Genomic DNA, 19931 nt, shown 5'->3' with positions numbered 1-19931 from the left:
CTAATCCTCTATGCTCTCATCTATTAAATATCCCATTCCTCTTTTAGTAACTATATATTTATCATATCCAAAGGGACTTAATTGTTTTCTAAGTCTACTCATATAAACTTCTATAATTTCTGTAGATGCATCACTGTTATATCCACATATATTATCAAAAAGTTGCTCTTTAAAAAGTACAACTCCCTTATTTATTACTAAATATTCTAATAGATTAAATAATTTCTCATTTAATTCTAATTCTTTATGATTTATAAAAACCTTCTTTGTCTTCATGTTTATTTCCATACTCTTAAACTGGAGTATGTTTGAATCTTTTATCTTTCCTAAGCTTTTAAGTATAACATTTACCCTTGCTTTTAATTCTTCCATAAAAAAAGGTTTAGTTAAATAATCATTAGCTCCTAAATTAAAGGCTCTAAGCTTATCTCCAAGCTCTTCTTTTGCAGTTAGAACTATAACTCCTGTATTTAGCCTCTTCTTTGAAATAAAGTTTAATACCTCCATACCTCCAGCGCCTGGCAGCATCAAATCTAATATAACTATATCAAAATAATATGTATTTAAATATTCTATAGCATCTAATCCATCATAAACGCATTCTATCTCCACATCATTTTTAAAATACTCAACTATATTTTCACTAATCTCTATATTATCTTCAACAAGTAGTACTTTTATCATAATATTCTCCTTATTTTACATTTTTAAAATTTAATTTTTATGTAAATACATTAAATATTTTAGCATTCCAATTATTATACCACCACTTCCTTTACACAAGCTTAACGATTTTAAATTAATTAAATATCCTGTTAGTTTAATTTTCACCTTAAAATTTAAAATTAATAAAAAAAATGCATAACTAATAGTTACGCACTTTTTAATCCATATATTTTATATACATATATTATCTTATCTCTAATTTAAAACATTACTTTAAACCAATATATTATTTTAAATTTAATTATCATATAAAACTTTTTCTAAAAATTCTACTAAATATATTGCTCCCTTTTCTTTGGTAAATTCTATTATTCTTTCCTTTTGAGTAGAGTCTAAATTATAATGATTTTTTAAGTGAAGTAAATTTTTCTTAGCTGAACTATTATATAAATATTTTAGATCAATATTATCTCTATCCATCTTTTTAATCATTAGCTCACTATTTATTTCTTTTATTATTGCCTCTATAACACATTCTAAAGAGCAATATGGTTCATCTACTATGAAGTATCCTCCATCATTTACACTAAAACCTTTTTCACAATTAAAACAAAAAGCATCTGCACTTTGATTTTTTTCTTCAACTTGCTTTAATTCATCATTACTTTCCTTATAATTGCATCTTAACTTTAACTCCATCTCTACTCCTCCTTTAAGTCTTACCTAAAGATAAAATTTAAGCAACTATTATTTATATATGCATATAAATGATTAAATATGTTAAGTTAAGTAAAAAGTTAATTTTATTTTTAAAATAAAGGATTTTTTAAATTGAATATTAAAATTATTATCTTAATTTATTATTGTTTTCTTTAATACATTTAAATTCTTTTCAAGGTTATAAACCCTGTCTACACACTTAATTAAACAATAATTCTTATAATTATCCTCATGGTCTATTAATTGAATGTTTTTACAAAAGCTTCCTATGTAATTAGGATTATAAAAAAATTCTTCCTTAAAACTCCTTAATTTTTCTTCAATCAAACTTATACCCTCATTTATGTACTCATAATCTAAGGCTCCTTTATTTGAATTACTCAAAACAACTGCATAGTTTATAATTGAAGTTGTAAATTCACTATTTGAAAGCATAAACTTTTTAATTTCTTTATCTTCTTTTTCATCACTAGGATTTGTATGCATTTGTATTCTCCCACTAATTAAATATGAAGAATAAATAATTCTTCTTAATTCCATTTCATCAAAATCTTTTTCTAGTGCTTCTCTTACTTTAGTGATCATAACCTTATCTAAATCAATTAACCTTTTCACCATATTTATAAGTTCAACATGATTTTTATTAGGAAGAATAAATTTATTAGCAAATAATACTACTATAGCAGCGATTCCTGTATATAATAGTCTTAATATAACCGCTTCCCCATCACTCATAGATATGGTAGTTATGGCTAAAGCATAGCAAGTTACATATATACTCATTGTTGCATAATCTTTAAAAGCATACATAAAAAATGTTGTAACTAAAATTATAACAAAATGCATCTCTTGTCCTTTAAAAACAGAAAATAGTAAAAATGCTACTATAACTCCTAAAATAGTTCCTCTAAATCTAGCGTAAACCCTTGCTTTACTATCTTCATAAAAAGGAAGAGCTAAAATAAAGACTGTCATTGGTAACCAATATCCCTTTGGTAAGGAAAACCTTCTAATTACGAAAAAAGCTAAAGTTACTATAACTGACATTCTTATAGCAAATCTAAGTTTAAATTCATTAAGTTTAAAGTTATATTTACTATAAACTTGAAAATAATCCTTGTTATTTTTAAAGTTTAAAAACTTCCTTAAGTTAAATCTATGATAGTTCAAATGTTCTATAGATTCTGATAAATATCTTAAAACTAAACTTGTATAAAAAGTAAGATTTTTATTGTGGAATTTAAATTCTTTTTTAAATCCCTCTAACTTTTCATAACATAATTTATAATCATTAAAATTATTTTCAAGATATTTAAATAACTTATAAAACCTTTTAAATTCCTTTTTATTTTCCTCAATTATTTCCTTTGAACTTTTTAGATCATGTATAATATTATTTATATGTTGAAAAGCAATCATAATTTGATAGTACTTTCTTCTTCCACCTGAATACACAAATCTATTAAGCTCCCTACAAATATCAAAAAGCTCTATCTGTTCACTTTTAACTTTATCTATATCATCATAATAAAGATTTTTAAATTGAGAATGAATATTTTCAAATCCACTTTTTATTAGTTCTTGAATTTTATTATCTTCTCCCTTAGGTGATACAATCATTAAAGCTAAATAAACTATTATGTATGATACAAAAATTCCTAAAAGCCTATTAGAAATTTGATCAAATTTTACTGGAAACATTTGAAGAAGAACGAAGGCCATTAAGTAAGGAAAATAACTATCCGGATTATACTCATCTGTAAGTAAATAAACCAATATTATTATTCCAAAAAAGTTTATTAATACCTCTAAAAGTCCTCCCATACTTGCAACAGAGGCTAATCCCCCTATGGCTAATTGTATAAATAAAGGCTTAAAAATATTATTTTCAATTATTAGATATGTCCTCATTCTTATAAATGTTAAAGTCATATAAGTTGCAATAATTATATTACTTAATCCAAAAAACTTTAAATTTACTAAAAGTAAAACCATAGATAAAATAGTTGGTGGTAATGCCTTTTTTAAAGTTTTTATTATACTATTTACTTCCAAGGCTTTCTCCTTCTTTCAAACTCTTATTTGCTTATTTTAAATATACTTCTATAAAAATTGTACCACATTTAGTTACAATTTGTTCATATTTTATTTCCTATTCAAATTATATTTCATAAGTAAATTTTAAAGATTGAAAATTAAATAAAAAAATAAGAAGTTTTAATATTCCTACCTAATTTGGATATTAAAACTCCTCTTTTAAACTTTAATTTTAAACTGTATTTTAAGTAAATTTTGATTTTTTATATTTTTTATTCTAATGTCTTTTTGCCGAAATCCTCTAAAAGCCTTATTATAGGACATAGACTTCTCCCTAAGTCAGTTAAAGAATATTCAACATGGGGAGGCACCTCATTAAATTGAGTTCTTATAACAAGTTTGTTATCTATAAGATCTTTTAAAACTCTTGTTAGCATAAGACTAGATATTCCATCCACGTTTTTCTGTAGCTGATTAAACCTTATGTTTTCATAACTAGAAACTTCCCATAAAACTTTTAATCTCCATTTACCACTTAAAACCTTTAAAGCGTGTTCTATATGCTTTTCATTAATCTTCCTTTTATTATGTTTTTTCATATAACACCGGTCCTAAAATTTATTTTACTGCTTAATGATATCACATAATAATATTTCTTAATAGTCTATTTTGCTTCTTCTTAAATAAAGCATTTATACAAATAACTTCCACTTTTCTAAAGTCTTATTTACTTTAAATCCATTATAAATTATATAATATTAAATTAAATAAAATTAACTTCAATACTTAACTTTTTGTAAGTAACTAAATAAATATTGCGTACTTGTCTTAAAATTTCATAATTACTATAATTTTATTTGGATATATAATTATTAGATAGGTAGGTTGATTTATTATGATGAATGTGGATACTAGTAAATGTATAGGCTGTACCCTTTGTATGCAAGATTGTATAGTTAGTGACATAGAAATGTTAGATGGTAAGGCTCATATAAAAAATGAAAGCTGTATGGAATGTGGGCACTGTATTGCTATTTGTCCTAAGGAGGCTGTTTCAGATTCAGATTACGATATGAGTAAAATTCAAGAATATAACAAAGATAGTTTTGATATTGATTCAGATAGACTTTTAAATTTTATTAAGTTCAGAAGAAGTACAAGACTTTTCCAAAATAAAGATGTTGAAGAGGAAAAACTTGAAAAAATAATAGAAGCAGGAAGATTTACTCAAACAGGTAGTAATCTTCAAAATGTTTCTTATGTTGTTGTAAAAGATAAGATTCAAGAACTTAGAAAAATAGTTCTAGAAACCTTAAAATCTCTAGGAGAAAACTTATTAAATAAAGAAACTACTCCTGAAAATATAAAAAGATATTGTTATATGTGGATTAAAATGTATAATGATTTCTTAGAAGATCCAAATGGTGAAGATAAACTATTCTTTAAAGCTCCTGCACTTATAATTGTTAAATCAGAATCTACTGTAAATGCTTCTCTTGCAGCATCTAATATGGAGCTTATGACTAATGCTTTAGGACTTGGAACATATTTTAGTGGATTTTTACAAAGAGCCTCTGAAGCAAACCCTAAAATCAATGAATTCTTAGGCTTAAAAGAGAATGAATCCTTAGTAAACTGTATGGTTATTGGTTACCCTAAAGTTAAATATAAAAGAACTGTACCAAGAAAAGAAGCTAAAATAACTTGGATGTAATTATACAAATAAAGGAATCTATATTAAAGTGTTTATTATAGATTCCTTTATCTTACTTATGCTATCCATAATTTTAATAATATAATTACTATACTTCTATTTCAAAAACTAAATCAAAGGTTTTTACACTTCCATAGGTGCTAAAACTAGTTGGTATTGCAGTGATAAATTTAAATCCTCTCTCAGCATATTGATCAATAATTTCTCTATGATTAGCACTATTAAAGAAACCTTCAGCTTGTGCTTCTACATATTCATATCTATACATTTTTCCCCTCCTTATTAAATCAAAATCCCAATTATTCCATCAGTTAATTATACCATTTATTATTAAATATTTTATAACTTTTATTCTAAAATTTATTTAAAAAGAAAAAGAGCATGTATCAAAATAACTTCATACTTTGATAATGCCCTTCATCTCAAATACAAACTTCCATTCCATTTTTGTTAAAAATACTTTTTACTTTATAAATTAATTATATAATAAATTTTAACCTAATTATTCTGTAACAGTTATATCAAAACTTCTTCAATGGTAACACTACCAGATGAAGCAATTGCAAATACAGCCTCTAAGGATTTATCTGAAGATTTCTTTATAATCTTTAGCTTAGAATCATCCTTTAAATTATCCAAATATTCCTTAACCACTAAAATTAAAGCCATAATATTTCTAGCTTTTTCATCCACAGTAACTGATCTAAATCCTTCATTTTCTTTTAAAGTCTCTGAAACATCTAAAACATTTTTACTTAACTTATTGTAATCATCAGTTACAAAGACTGCTATTCCTAGTATTGGAAGATAAGATTTCTTAAACTCAACCTTATTTTCTTTTAAATTAGTTGCTAAATCCCTTACTTGTGCACATTTTATATCAACAGGCATATTTATTATTGATAACACATTGCTTAATAATTCTAAATCATTATTTTTTGAAAAACCGCAATCTGTTAAAATATCATAACATTCATTGATTTCATCAAAGGTTTCTTCAAGATTTTCTGAAGTCATAGCAATCATTGCTGCTGAGCAAAGATCTTCTCTTTTAGTCTCAAATCTATGATTTTTCTTCATATACTTGTAAGCACTCTTTGTATTCATTATTACTTCTTCAACATTAATAAAATTTCTTGAGAAGAATATTTCTTCTGCTGCTAACATTAAATATCTACTTTGTGAAAATTCACTTTTAAGATTAATATAAATGTTTTCTATTTCACTTAAAGCTTTGTCCATATCCTCTTCTAAGGATATATTTACAGCTAAGTTCAATAAATTTCTTCTTCTATATTCTGAAAAGGCTGAAGTATTTTCTTTTATAAGTTTTATTGCTTTTTCTATTCTATCTATGTTAGCAATTTCATTTCTTAATGTTAGGTTTAAGGCACTATATTTTCTATCAATATTTCTCTCAGAAGTCCCTTCAATCTCATCTAAAATCTCACCATTATTAATTAATAAATCTACCCTTTCGCTAATCATAATAATCATCCTTTCTTTTTCAAAAAAATAATTATAAATAAGTCAAATTAACTACTGTAATACAACTAACATTTAGTATAAATTCATGTATAATATTACAAAAATTAACTTACATAATTTTATTAATAAAATTATACTCTTATTTTTAAAAGGCATTATTTAATAGCCTATTATACCCCTTAAAAAAACACCATAAATTTTACATAATTATTAAAATAAAACACATTAAAATGACTTTCTTATAAATAAAAGTATTAAATATCTAAATACTTATATATTTAATACTTAACTTCCATACATAACCTATTATTCTATATTTTGTTGTATAATGAAAGTATAAAAGGGGATTAAAGGGGTGTTGTTTTATGAGAAATTCTACTTATAAACAAAACAAAATTTTTATTTTAGCCTATGTTATATTTGGATTGTTCATGGGTCTATTTTTTGACTTATTGTTATCAACTCACATATACACATTAAGTCTTTTAAGTATATTTTTTGGCTTTTTTATACTAGGAGTAATCTTTAAGATTATCCTTTCATGCCAAAATAAAAAACATATTTAGAAACTAAATATTAAAATCTTATATTATTTAATATAAGTTAAAAGAGATTTTATGATTTAACTCTAATCATAAAATCTCTTTTTTAAACCTTTAAAGATTGTCTATTAAAAATAATCTAATATCTTAATAAAAGATTATTTAATCTTCTAATATTAACTTAAGATAATTTCATTTCTCCATCTACAAGAATAATTTGCGATTGTTGAACCCTATTAATTTTCTTTATGGATATTTTATTTCTTTCAAGTTCTTTTAATATAGGATATTGTCTTGCTAAAACATTAAATGCATCTATTTCATCTAATCCTAGTACCATAGCAGATTTAAAAGGAATTATTTTGCTATCATTAAAGTTTAAAACTATGTTAAATAACTCTTTAGGAGTTGAAATTATTCTTTTATGCTCTGAAAGCAATCTACTTACTCCTGAAAAATCATTAGCTTGTATAAGCTCATTTAACTTAATTTTTTGTTCATCTGAAAGAGTAACAACATAGTCTAACATATTTTCACCTTGCTTAACTGGTGTAGGTATTGGATTTAAAAGTTCTCCTTGTTCATCTACTTCATTATTTTTTTCATCTTTTTTATCATCTTCTAATTCTGCTTCTAAATCAACACCATATGCCACAGCTTCGCTTTTGTCAAAAGTAACATTTTCTACATTACCCTCTTCATTTACAGCAACTTCTACAGCACTTTTCTCTTCTACAGCACTATTTTCTTCTTCATTTTTATTAAAAAAATTCATGGTGAATTCCTCCTAATTCTAATTTTTATCCATTGAGTAAAATAAAACTTTAACTTATTATATCATTTTTTTTATTATTTTTTCTTTAAAAAATAATAAAAAGCAAGTAAAATTACTTGCTTTTTATATTAAATTTTTTCTTAATTATATATGCCTAAACTTATTATATATACATTTAATTTATTTTTCTTTAAAAAACCAATAAGAATTTAACCCAGAAATTTGAACCATAGCATCTTTAGGAACTTGTTTTATGGTATTATAAATATTCATAAAATCTCCAGATCCTATGGTTAAACTTATAAAACCAAAAGTAAATAAAATTCCTGATATAAAACTCATATCACTAGGTATAAAAATCCATATTATAAGTGGTAAAAACCCAAATACTATGTTTGGAAAAACACTTAAAAATATAAATCTTTTCTTTGTTATGGCTGTATTAGATGTAACTAAAGCCAACCTTTGCTTAATAGAATACCACATTTCAACCTCTGCATCTTTTGGAAAAAATATAGCATGCAAATATTCATGTGGTAATATACTAAATGGTATTAAGATAATTCCAAAAATATTTAGTACATCACTCACTCCAAAAAATCCATTAGTTTTTATTCTAAGAAAAATAACTATAAGCAAAAATATTACAACGGGTATTAAAAATCTTCTAGTTTCTTTAGCTAGCTCCTCAGCTGATTCTGGTTCTTCAAACCTTACAGCGTTTTCAGGCAATTCACCTATTGGAAGATCCTCTACACCGTTAAACTTCCCTTTCCAAATTAACTTCAAAAATTTAGCCACTAATCTAATAAAATCTTTAAATAAGATTGTAATTTAATTAAAATTCACTACAACTTATCCTAGTATGTCTTAAAATACATTAAATATAAAGTATTCTAAATACTTACTTTATAATATTAGTGACATTCACCTCCCCATTTGTTTTAAATTATAGATAAAATTCAAATATAATACCAAATAACAACTCACTATACTTCTCATTAATAACTTTTTAATGAAATTCTAGGCACATAAATATAAACCTTATATAGAAATATAAGGTTTATGAAATAACTTTCCCCTATTCCCTTATTATACCATAAAACCTCCATTTTTCGTCATGGTAAATCAAACCAATTGAAAATTATTTAATTTAATCCATATATTAATATATCCTTATATAAAATCATATATATAAATATATAATTTAAAACTCATACTTATTAAGGGTTCTCATTTTAAAATCTCCTTCTATATTTAAGAGAACCCTACTTTTTAATTAATTTATTTTACTTAATATATAGGTTTATAATTTTGAAAGGAGGATTTTGATAAAGTTTATAATTAAATATAAACTTTACATATTTAATTATGAGTATTAAAATTTATGAAATTGAAAGCTTTAAAGATTTAAATCTATTTTGGAATATGTTCCATGATTATATAAACTATATTTTTCAAACAAGTCCACTCTCTAAAGAAACCTTTGAATATTTTTTATCTAAAGAATATAAAGATTCTGTTTTAGAACTTTCTGAAAGAGATTTTAACCCTCTAAAAATAATATTTTTTAAGGAGAAAGATAAAATAATAGGTTTTGCAACTTACATTATATACATTGATGAAAGTGGGAAATCTATAATATTAGAGTATTGTATAAACAAAGAATTTAGAAATAAAGGCTTAGGTAAAATTGCATATAGTAAACTTAAAGAAAAAATGATAAAAGAAGGTGCTAAAACTATAGAACTTACCCCTACTAATAAAAGAAGTGAACTTTTTTGGAAATACAATGGCTTTTCTAACACTAGAATCTTTTTGCAAGATGGTAGAACCTTATTAATAAAAAAACTAAGGTAATATTAATCATTTTTAAATTTTAAAATTATTTTATGTAAATTGTATAGAAATCTAAAACTATGTCTATAATCCTTAATGAAGATACAAAAATAATATATTTAAAGGTTAAGTTTAAATAGTTTATATTTTTATTAATAACTTTCAAAATAGTGTTCATTTTAATAGCTATATAAAATGACACAACTACAAACTATAGTTAATTAAATGTGTGGCTATATTAATGCTCTCCTCTAATTCTTTTTTTGCAAATTAGCTACACATTTATTTTACAAGCCAAATTATGGATTAAATCCATTTACATAATTACTTAAAGTTTATAATAGAATAAACTCTTTAAATATCAATAAACTAAAGAACCTTATATTTAAGTAATCTTATTAATCCAGTATCTAAGAATTACTTAAAAGAAATTTACTAAAGTATAAATATAATAAACTAATGACTCCTATAATAATATTACCCTAAAATCTCCTTTAAACTAATCTAAATCTTAATCAAAATAAAAAGCATAAACCTACAGACTTAGGTCTTGCTTTTTAAAATCACTCTTAATAAGAGGAAGTTAATTCTTTCTCTTATTTTTTTTATACTTAATAACCTCTAAAAAATATTCACCAAAATACAGAAATTACATATAAATAATTATATAGGTTTATACATAAACACCTCCTTACTTTTGTACAGTATGGTTTTACCTAGAAAGTTTTTTCACTATCTACATCTCCTTTATTTAAATTCCATACAAATTTACTTACACAGCAAATTCACTTTAATAAAATTATGTATAAACCTTATATTGCTATTTTAGTAACCTCATTTCAAAACTTATTTTTAAATTAATTTATTTTACTATTATGTGAGAATATATTTCTCACTTTTTTTATTTTCACTTCAAATAAAATTTATTTAAATAGTTTCACTCATAAACTAATATCTTTTATTTTATATCATCCCTAAATAACTTAATTTCCTACTTATTTTATTCCTTTAAAATAAAAATCTAAGTTAATACCAGTATTTACTAGGATATCTATTTCTAAAGGAGTTATTTTGCTCTAATAGAAATATTCTATAGCAAAACTCAATTGAAAATAATTATCAAATTCCTTATAATAGCAATTGAGATTAATTATCATTTGTTTCTTAGATATGTAAAGAGGTGATATAATGTTAAAAGCTATCTTAAAAATAATGAAAAATTCAAATGAATTCTCATCCTCTACTATTGCTAAAGAGCTTAATATAAGTGAAACAATGGTTGAGATTTACAAAGAACAACTAGAACAAAAGGGATATATAAAGAAAATCTCTTTATCTGGCTGCTCTCAAGATCAATGCTCATCATGTGGATGTGGTTGTGGGAGTTCTAAAAGTTTAAATTCTATTTCAGGTTGGGAAATAACTGAAAAAGGGTTACTGGTTTTACAAAAATAATTTTAATTAGATAAAATTAAGTTTTTTATAATTAGGAGGGATATGCAAAATGAATACTTTAGAAAAAAAACAAGTAGGTGAAAAACTTATTGTTAAAGGAATTCAAAAAGACAGTATTGTAAAAAGAAGATTATTAGATATGGGAATTACCCCTGGCGTTACTTTAGAAATCACAGGTAAGGCTCCTCTTGGTGACCCTATTGAAGTTATTGTAAGAGGATATAAGTTAACTCTAAGAAAAAACGAGGCTAAAAGCATTTTAGTTTAGTACTTAATATCTTAAAAGGAGGAACTTTTTATGATACCTATGTCTTTGACTAAAGAAGGCAGTTCTATTCAGATAGAAAGAATGCTTATTAATGATTCCCTAGGAAAAAGACTTATGGAAATAGGAATTTCAAAGGGAAATATTATAGATGTAATTAAAAATGATACTACAGGACTAATAATTAGTATAAGTGGATCACGTCTTGCTTTAGATAAAACTTTAGCAAATAAAATCTTTGTTAAAGAAATCTAAGCTATATATTTTCGTTTTTAATTGATAATGAATATTATTATATTTTAAATGGTGTATTGAGATATTTTATGTATTAATAAGAAACATACTTTAATATAATAATTTATTTTTTAATTAATATATAAATGGTTTATCTAAAAGACTAAATAAAAATCTTTTAGAGTTGGTATTGGGTATTTTACTAAATTTAAAACTTTATTAAGGGGGAAAATTAATGTTAACTATTGCGTTAGCTGGTAATCCTAACTGTGGTAAGACAAGCCTTTTTAACTTGCTTACTAAATCAAGACAACATATAGGAAACTGGCCCGGTGTTACGGTGGAAAAAAAAGAAGGTACTTTAAAGTTTAAAGGTGAAAGCTACAAGGTAATTGATTTACCAGGAACTTATAGCTTAGGAGCATACTCAGAAGATGAGATTGTTGCTAGAAATTACATATTAAAGGATAAACCTGATGTGGTTATAAATGTTGTGGATGCAACTAATTTAGAAAGAAATCTTTATCTTACTACTCAGCTTATAGAAATGGGAGCAAATGTGGTTATTGCTCTTAATATGATTGACCAAGCTGAGGCTTTAAATATAGAAATTGATACCAATAAACTTTCTAAAAGATTAGGTGTTCCTATTATAAAAACATCAGCTTTAAAAAATAGAGGAATAGAAGAATTAATAGAAACTTCTATATATTCAAAAAAGAATGAAAAACTTATTAATATAAATTATGGTGAAGATATTGAAAATGAAATAAAAAACCTTTCTTCTTTGCTAGAAACATATAAAAATAAATTGGAGTTCCCTGTTAATTGGACAGCTTTAAAACTTTTAGAAAATGATGAATATATAAAAGATAAAGTAAAACAATTAAATTCTCCAAGTATATTTACTAAGCTTGAAGAAAGTAATAAGACCATAGAAAAAAATATAGGCTTTGAAGCTGATATGTCTATTGTTGATAAAAGATATTCTTTTATATCATCAATTACTGAAGATGTAATAAAGAAACCTAGTGAAAAGCAAGTAACAACTACTGAAAAAATAGATAAAATAGTTACAAACAAATATTTAGGAATCCCTATTTTCGCACTTATTATGTATTGTTTATATGAATTAACCTTTATTATTGGTGCTGGAATTCAAGAATGGTTTGGAGATCTTATAGCTAAAGCAGGTGTAATTGTATCTGAATGGTTTTCTAATATGGGTGCTCCTGAATTACTAGTAGGATTTATAGATAAAGGACTATTTGGTGGTGTAGGTGCTGTTCTTTCTTTCTTACCATTAATTATGGTTATGTACTTCTTATTAGGACTTTTAGAAGACAGTGGATACATGGCAAGAGCTGCTTACGTTATGGATAGACTTATGAGAGGTTTAGGATTACATGGAAAAACCTTCGTCTCTATGATAGTTTCCGTTGGATGTAATGTTCCTGGAATAATGTCTACTAGAACCTTAGAAAACAAAAAGGATAGAATGATAGCTATACTTATTAACCCATTTATATCCTGTGGTGCTAGAATGCCTATATATGCTGTATTTGTTGAAGCATTCTTCCCTACTCATCAAGGTTTAGTCTTATTTAGTTTATATGTGCTAGGTATTATAGTTGCCTTAATAAGTGGAAAAATATTTAGCAAAACTTTATTTAAAGGTGAATCTTCATATTTTGTAATGGAGCTTCCTGCTTATAGAATGCCATCTATAAAGAATGTATTCCTATTAATGTGGGAAAAAGCAGGTGCTTTCTTCAAGAAAGCTGGAATGATTATATTCCCAATGATGATAGTTCTTTGGGCCTTATCTGTATTACCACTAGGAGTTGAACCAAATAGTGAACACTCTATTTTAGGTATGATTGGTAGCTTTGTTGCTCCATTATTTGTACTAGCTGGATATGGAACATGGCAAGCTGGTGTATCATTAATAACTGGTATATTAGCTAAAGAATCAGTAGTTGCAACAATGGGTATGGTTTATGCTGGAGTTGAAGAAGGGGAAGCCTTAATAAATGTAATTCAACAGGTATTTACTCCACTTTCAGCAATTTCATTCTTAGTTATGACTCTTTTATATACTCCTTGCTTAGCAGCCTTAGGGGCAATAAAAAGGGAAACTAATTCTATGAAATGGACTATATTCTCTGCTGTATATACATTTGTAATTGCCTTAGTTTTATCAACACTTGTATATCAAGTTGGATTATTGCTAGGTTTTCAATAAATTAAATATGCCTTCTAATTATAATTATTTATTTTAGTTATAATTATTATAAGAACCAAGAGATCTCCTTCCAATAGTCTCTTGGTTCTTTCAATTTAAAATATTATATATGAACTTAGAAAATATTATTTTTTAAATTCCTCTATTTGCTTATATGCTACTAACTTTATATGAAATTAACTAAATAAAAAATCAAAAAGATTAAGAGAATTATTTTTAAATCTCTTAATCTTTTTAATTTATATATAAATATAAAATTTTACTCATCTACTGGAATTAAAATTGCATTTTGAATACATTTTGCACCTTCAGGTGTTAAATTTTGATCTCTTAAATAATATTTTTTGTCATCAACTATTAAATGATAAAAATCTATTACTTTACAGTCCCTATCATTTTTCATTAAGTATCTAACAACAGCTCTCATAAAATCGACTCTACTTAAAAAATGTTCATTAAAAGTTATTTTTATTTTTTCATTGCCTTTGTGTAACATATTACAACACCCCTTTTAATAATCATAAATTCCTTATAAAATGAATCATATTAGTATGTAAAGTCCTAAAAACATATAAATTTTCATTAAAGCTATATCTTATGAAAAGAGAATTAGATCACTGTTAATTAAAAAGCAAAATTCAAAATCCAGGACTCTATAAACGTTTACAAGTTTTAAAATAATCCATTTTAGGTTTATATTCTAAAATTTTTAAACCTTATTTTGTAGTAATACCTCTTTCTCTTTACACTTTTATTATACTACTCTACCTTATCAATGTAAACATTTTCTATTGAATAAATATGGTATTTTTTCCTTATTTAAAAAGCATCATTTTTATAAAAAATATATACTTAAAATTGCAAAAAGAAATTTATTATTACACTAAAATAAAGTCTAAAGTTATTAATATAATCGATTTTTTATAAGATAATCATCTTTAATAGTAAGAAAATAAAGAGCCTTCCTAAGTATAAACAAATTTCTTTGTTTACCCTATAAGAAAACTCTTTATCTACTTTATATTTTTAAATAATCCCCTTAAAATATCATAAATTATTAATTTATTTTAAATACTTTCTATTTACTATTCTTCCTTGTTTTTATTTTTTCTTTTTAAGAAAACAGCTCCAACTGAAGCCATTATAGCTCCTAATAAAGATATCATAGATCCTCCAAGAACTTGTCCTGTTGTTGGCAATGTTCCTTCTTTCTTAAGAAGTTTTTCATCTTTAACTGAGTTCTCTTCATTACTTTTATTTTCTTCACTAACTTTATTCTCTTCTTTAAGCTTATTAGCCTTTAATTCCTCTTTTGAATCAGTTTTAGCTTCAGGCTTTTGTACTATTTCCTCATCAATAGGTTCATTATATTTCTTATTGTTATTTGGATCATCCTTTTCTGAATTTTTTAAGGAACTTCTGTCTATAGTAAAGTTAATAACTTTTTCTGATGGGTTTCCTGCTTTATCTAAAGCTTCAACCTTTAAGATATACTTACCATCTTCATCTATTCTTGATTTTCCGTCATATTCTTTTCCATTTAAAGTATATTTTAAAGTTGCATCCTTATCATCAATCTCAATTATTGGAGTAACAGGTTCATTATAAACTTTACCCTCTTCAACTCCAGTTACAAATATATTAGCAGGTGTTCTATCTATAGAAAACTTAACTTCTTTATTTGATACATTTCCAGCTTTATCTGTTGCTTGTATATTTAAAACATAGTCACCATCTTCTTTTATACTAGACTTACCATCATATTCTTTTCCGTTTAAAGTATATTTAAAAGTAGCTTCCTCATTACTAGCTATTTCAGGAATAATTTCTTCATTATATACTTTTCCCTCTTCAATATTATTAACAGAAATATTTGCTGGTGTTTTATCTATAGTAAAGTTAGTTTTTACTTCTGTTTTATTTCCAGCTTTATCTTTAGCCCTTACAATTAACTCATAGTTTCCATCCTCTGAAATAGGAGTTTTTCCATCATAATCTTTTCCATTTAATAAGTAACTAATTTCTACATCTTCATTAGAAACTACCTTTGGAGCTACATCACTATTGTATATTCCTTGATCTGATACTCCTCCAATTGTCACTTCTGGAGCATTTTTATCAACCTTAACAGTAAGCTTTCTAAGAGTTTCATGACCTAATACATCAACGGCCTTTAATACTATAACATCTCCATCTTTTACAGGAACTTCATATGAAAACTCTCTTCTTGTACTATCATTTCCTGGCTTAGCTCTCTCTTCAACTTCTAATTGAATAGTATCATTTTTATAGAACTTATATCCTAATGTGTTATCCTCAACAGTACCTTTTATATTTACTTTATCTTCATTAGTTATAACTATACCATCTGATTCTACCTTTGGAGATAATAAGTTTATTATAGGAGCTTTAGTATCACATAATATATTACTAGCATAATTATATAATACATTTCCATTTTCATCTTTAGCATAAATATTAACTTTATTCATACCTTCTTTTAAAGAAACTTTATGTATAAAAGTTCCATCTTCATTTACCTTAACATCTTCATTATTTAACTTAAATTCTTTTACTGGACCTAAAACTACTCCCTTTACTAGATATTCTAAAGAATTATCAACACTTAAAGTAGCAGTTCCAAAGTTACCTTCAAATTTTATTAATGGATCTGAAGATTCAACCTTTATATTCTTAGATACTTCACCTAAGTTAAATGCTGTATCATTCATAGCTACCTTAACTTCATTTAAAGCATTGTTTTTTAACTTTATGTCACAACTATAAGTGCCATTATTTTCACTTATATTAGCTCTTACACTTTTACCATTTACATATACTGTAGCTATATCTGGTATAATAGAAACATTGTCCTTAGCAGTCCATTCTAATTTATAATCTACTTCATTATCATCCTTATTGCCTAATACTTTGTCTCCTGAAGTTATTTCAATATTAGGTGCAGTAAGGTCAACTTGTACTGGAACAACTACCTCTTGATCTTTAGCATTATCATAATCAACTTTTGATTTTATATTTAAATAATATTGTCCTTCTGGTACAACTTCCTTTTCTCCTGTACTTTGGTTATATAGCTTTCCATCCCAAGTTAAGTTCTCAAATAAGTTTGGAGCTTTTCCACTTCCACTTGGTTCACTATATTCCTCTTTTCTTATATAGTCTTCATGTCCTATAACTCCTAAGGATTTTTTATCTTTATCTAATAATTCTAATTCAGTTACCTTAGCATTTCTTAAATAATATAAATATGGAGCTATGATATCACCATTTCCATTTCCATCTGGAGATATTGCTATTTTACTAGGATCTACTTTAAGATTTCCCTTTTCATCCTTTGCTCCTAAACCTAGCTTGTACCCAATTGCTCCATTTAAATTTGTTAATACTTCTGATGGAACTATGAACTTTTGATTGTTACTATCCCAATTCATAGCTTCTATTATTTGATCTTTTCCCCAGTCTCCATAATATCCTATGAAAGGAACTGATAATGATGGAACATCTTTTCCTGTAAGTTTAATAAATCCTTCAACAAATCTATCCTCTGAAATGGCTTTAGGTATTGTTAATTTCACTTTTAAAGTTTCTGTACCCTTAGCTGGAACAATAACTTTATTTTTATCAAACTTAAGATTTGCCCCCTCAATCCTTACATCATGAGACATAGTCTTTAAAGTATCACTAGTTTCTGTTAAAACTCCACCTAAATTTTCAACATCATACTCAGCTTCTTTATCTCCATAATTTTTTAATGTTAATGTAAATTCTTTCTCATTTCCTATTTGCTTTAATGCCACAGTAGAATTATTATTTTCATCTAATACTACAACCTTATTTTTAAGAGCTTCCTCTATTTGCATAAGACCAGCTCCTTGTCTTCTAGGTGAATAAGGTATCTTAGGATTATTTTTATCCATCTCTATCTTAGAAGTACTTATTGCTGTATTTTTTGCTAATTCTACTAAATCTCTTCCCTTAAGATTTGGATTTTCCTTTTTAAGCCCTTCAACTATTAATGTTTCTCCTCCAGCAACATGTGGCGCTGCCATTGATGTACCAGTCTTAATACCATATTTATTATCATTTATAGTTGAATATATATTTCCACCTGGTGCAGATATTTGTGGTTTAAAGTCTAAGCTTGGAGTAGGTCCCCATGATGATGATTCAACAAAATCACCAGCATCACTACTTGCAACTAATATTTTATTGTTTGTAAACTTTATTTTTAAACTTTTATTAATAGCATTTTTAAATTTTTCCCCGTCTGAGTTTTTAACAAATACTGATGGAATTTTAACCTTTGGATCTGTTGCCATATTTATAAATGACTCATCACCATCTCCATTGTATATTATTACCCCTTCAGCACCAGCTACCTGTGCATTTAAATTTTTATCTATAAAAGTAATTTCCCCTCTTTTTATTAAGGCAACTTTTCCCTTTAAATCTTTTCCTTTAAAATCTTGTACCTTTCCAAGTCCACAATCTACTAAATTAAAGTCTTTATCTAAATTAAGACTATTTTCTTCTCCTGATAACATAAATGGTATATTAACTGCTTCCCCATTTTCTTCAAAGCTTATTGTTGGTAATAACATCTTACTATTATGATAGTTTGCTACTGTAAGTGCATCCTTTGCAGTTCCAGGAGCTCCTACTAAACCAGTATCCTTTATATCTGGAACCTTGTATGGAGCCGTTGAATATTGTGAATTTCCAGCAGCCACGACAACGACTACCCCAGCATCCACAGCCTTTTTAACTGCTATTTGTTCTGGATCATCTTCTTTTTGAAATCCAGCAGAAGATCCTAAACTCATATTTATTATGTCTGCTCCTTGATTAACAGACTCTTCAATAGCTGCTACTATATCATCCTCAGCAGCCCCTTGTCTATTAGGATTATTTGAAAAAACTTTCATAGCTAGTAATTGTGCTTCTGGTGCTACTCCTTTTATTGCCTCATTTTTAGCAACCTCTTCATCACTTCCATTGGCAGCAACTATTCCTGCTACATGCATTCCATGCATATCTACTTTTGGATGTGTATCTATAATATTTTCATTTTCATCAGCAAAATTATATCCATATGGAATTTTTTCTGTAAAATATTTTCCTGGTCCATCTTTTAAATTTTCTTTTTTAAGCTTAGCTTTTGATGAATCTGTTATTTTCATGTCTTTATGATTTGGATCTATTCCTGAATCTATAATAGAAACAACCATTCCTTCACCTTTTAAGCCTAACTCTTTCCAAGTTTCTACTGCCTGTGTTAAATCTTTAGCAGAATTCATAGCTGGATAATAAGTCTTTACAACTTTTACGCTTTTTACACCATCGATTTTCTTTAATTCCTCTATATCTTTTACTTTTGTATCGATACTGAATCCATTTATTAAGGTTCCAAAGCTTTTATTTATCTTTTCTCCTGTAATTTCTTCTGCTTCATCCTTAGCATCTTTTTGTTCTTCTTTTACTTCTTGAATTTTTGCTTCAGATGGTTTTTTCTCACCTTCAGCCTTAGCTTCCTCTATAGCTGCTGGCTTTTCAAGTTCAACTATAACTCTTACTACTTCATTTGGATTTTGATACTTAAAATAAAGTTCATCCCTAGCAATATTCTCTAAATTTCTTACTGTATGGCTTGTCCCATTTTGAATTTCCTCTGCCATTACATTAGTTCCTACACTACTAGGCATTATAAGAGCCAATACCACCAAACCATTGAGCGTTGAGGATAAAAACCTCTTCATCTGTTTTTTCTGTTCCTTCATTAAATTTGTCCCCCTTTTTATTATGTTATTTATAAAAATTTTTATAATAAATACTTAGTTGCCCCTACCAAATATTTATATTATAAAAAAATTTTAAGCTTTATATAGAAACTAATGAATTTTAATTATTACATTAATTCCTTAATCTTTTAA

Annotated in this window: 16 protein-coding genes; 6 read left to right on the top strand and 10 right to left on the bottom strand. The window is 26.0% G+C overall.

What is annotated here, in order from left to right; genetic code table 11:
- The 4 genes from CPF_RS05590 to CPF_RS05575 all read right to left on the bottom strand — a co-directional run bounded on the left by CPF_RS05590 (window position 1) and on the right by CPF_RS05575 (window position 4022).
- Window positions 1–684 carry a response regulator transcription factor gene (locus tag CPF_RS05590; protein ID WP_003456343.1) on the bottom strand — a complete coding sequence of 228 codons (684 nt, stop codon included), beginning with the start codon at window positions 682–684 and terminating at the stop codon, window positions 1–3.
- 279 nt (window positions 685–963) lie between these two features.
- Entirely contained in the window at window positions 964–1365 is a 402-nt protein-coding gene (locus CPF_RS05585) for a hypothetical protein (protein ID WP_011590586.1), read from the bottom strand.
- Window positions 1366–1518: 153 nt separating this feature from the next.
- Complete coding sequence (locus CPF_RS05580; RefSeq protein WP_011590585.1) at window positions 1519–3441, bottom strand: FUSC family protein; 1923 nt, start codon at window positions 3439–3441, stop codon at window positions 1519–1521.
- Between the two features lie 254 nt (window positions 3442–3695).
- Entirely contained in the window at window positions 3696–4022 is a 327-nt protein-coding gene (locus tag CPF_RS05575) for a winged helix-turn-helix transcriptional regulator (RefSeq protein WP_003456232.1), read from the bottom strand.
- Between the two features lie 296 nt (window positions 4023–4318).
- Between CPF_RS05575 and CPF_RS05570 the strand changes: the two genes are divergently transcribed.
- Entirely contained in the window at window positions 4319–5137 is an 819-nt protein-coding gene (locus CPF_RS05570) for a nitroreductase family protein (RefSeq protein ID WP_011590584.1), read from the top strand.
- 88 nt (window positions 5138–5225) lie between these two features.
- On the opposite strand, the gene CPF_RS05565 is transcribed toward CPF_RS05570, so the two are convergent.
- The 4 genes from CPF_RS05565 to CPF_RS05550 all read right to left on the bottom strand — a co-directional run bounded on the left by CPF_RS05565 (window position 5226) and on the right by CPF_RS05550 (window position 8731).
- The gene (locus tag CPF_RS05565; protein ID WP_003456349.1) at window positions 5226–5405 is read right to left on the bottom strand and encodes a DUF4177 domain-containing protein; all 180 of its coding nucleotides are present in this window, start codon (window positions 5403–5405) and stop codon (window positions 5226–5228) included.
- Window positions 5406–5653: 248 nt separating this feature from the next.
- Window positions 5654–6625, bottom strand: coding sequence for a DUF4003 family protein (locus CPF_RS05560; RefSeq protein WP_011590583.1), 972 nt, complete (start codon window positions 6623–6625; stop codon window positions 5654–5656).
- A gap of 723 nt (window positions 6626–7348) precedes the next feature.
- Window positions 7349–7942 carry a hypothetical protein gene (locus CPF_RS05555; RefSeq protein WP_011590582.1) on the bottom strand — a complete coding sequence of 198 codons (594 nt, stop codon included), beginning with the start codon at window positions 7940–7942 and terminating at the stop codon, window positions 7349–7351.
- Between the two features lie 180 nt (window positions 7943–8122).
- Window positions 8123–8731 (bottom strand): DUF3267 domain-containing protein, encoded by a 609-nt coding sequence (locus CPF_RS05550; RefSeq protein ID WP_003456400.1) that lies wholly within the window; start codon window positions 8729–8731, stop codon window positions 8123–8125.
- Window positions 8732–9313: 582 nt separating this feature from the next.
- Between CPF_RS05550 and CPF_RS05545 the strand changes: the two genes are divergently transcribed.
- From CPF_RS05545 to feoB, 5 genes are all read left to right on the top strand, one after another.
- On the top strand, window positions 9314–9802 hold the full coding sequence (locus CPF_RS05545) for a GNAT family N-acetyltransferase (protein ID WP_003456337.1): 489 nt from the start codon (window positions 9314–9316) through the stop codon (window positions 9800–9802).
- A 1167-nt stretch (window positions 9803–10969) separates the two neighbouring features.
- Window positions 10970–11236, top strand: coding sequence for a FeoC-like transcriptional regulator (locus tag CPF_RS05540; RefSeq protein ID WP_003456159.1), 267 nt, complete (start codon window positions 10970–10972; stop codon window positions 11234–11236).
- Between the two features lie 49 nt (window positions 11237–11285).
- On the top strand, window positions 11286–11504 hold the full coding sequence (locus tag CPF_RS05535; RefSeq protein WP_003456366.1) for a FeoA family protein: 219 nt from the start codon (window positions 11286–11288) through the stop codon (window positions 11502–11504).
- A gap of 30 nt (window positions 11505–11534) precedes the next feature.
- Window positions 11535–11756: a FeoA family protein gene (locus tag CPF_RS05530; RefSeq protein WP_003456171.1), complete on the top strand. Its 222-nt coding sequence runs from the start codon at window positions 11535–11537 to the stop codon at window positions 11754–11756.
- 214 nt (window positions 11757–11970) lie between these two features.
- A complete protein-coding gene (gene feoB / locus CPF_RS05525) occupies window positions 11971–13980 on the top strand; it encodes a ferrous iron transport protein B (RefSeq protein ID WP_003456318.1) in 2010 nt (669 codons plus the stop codon).
- Between the two features lie 259 nt (window positions 13981–14239).
- Here feoB and CPF_RS05520 read toward each other — a convergent pair whose 3' ends face one another.
- Together CPF_RS05520 and CPF_RS15220 are read right to left on the bottom strand one after the other, a co-directional pair.
- Entirely contained in the window at window positions 14240–14476 is a 237-nt protein-coding gene (locus CPF_RS05520; protein ID WP_003451889.1) for a hypothetical protein, read from the bottom strand.
- A gap of 589 nt (window positions 14477–15065) precedes the next feature.
- Window positions 15066–19778, bottom strand: coding sequence for a S8 family serine peptidase (locus tag CPF_RS15220; RefSeq protein WP_011590578.1), 4713 nt, complete (start codon window positions 19776–19778; stop codon window positions 15066–15068).
- Between the last annotated feature and the right edge of the window lie 153 nt (window positions 19779–19931).

This window comes from Clostridium perfringens ATCC 13124, assembly GCF_000013285.1.
Classification (GTDB): domain Bacteria; phylum Bacillota; class Clostridia; order Clostridiales; family Clostridiaceae; genus Sarcina; species Sarcina perfringens.
This window is presented reverse-complemented; position numbering and strand designations above follow the sequence as displayed.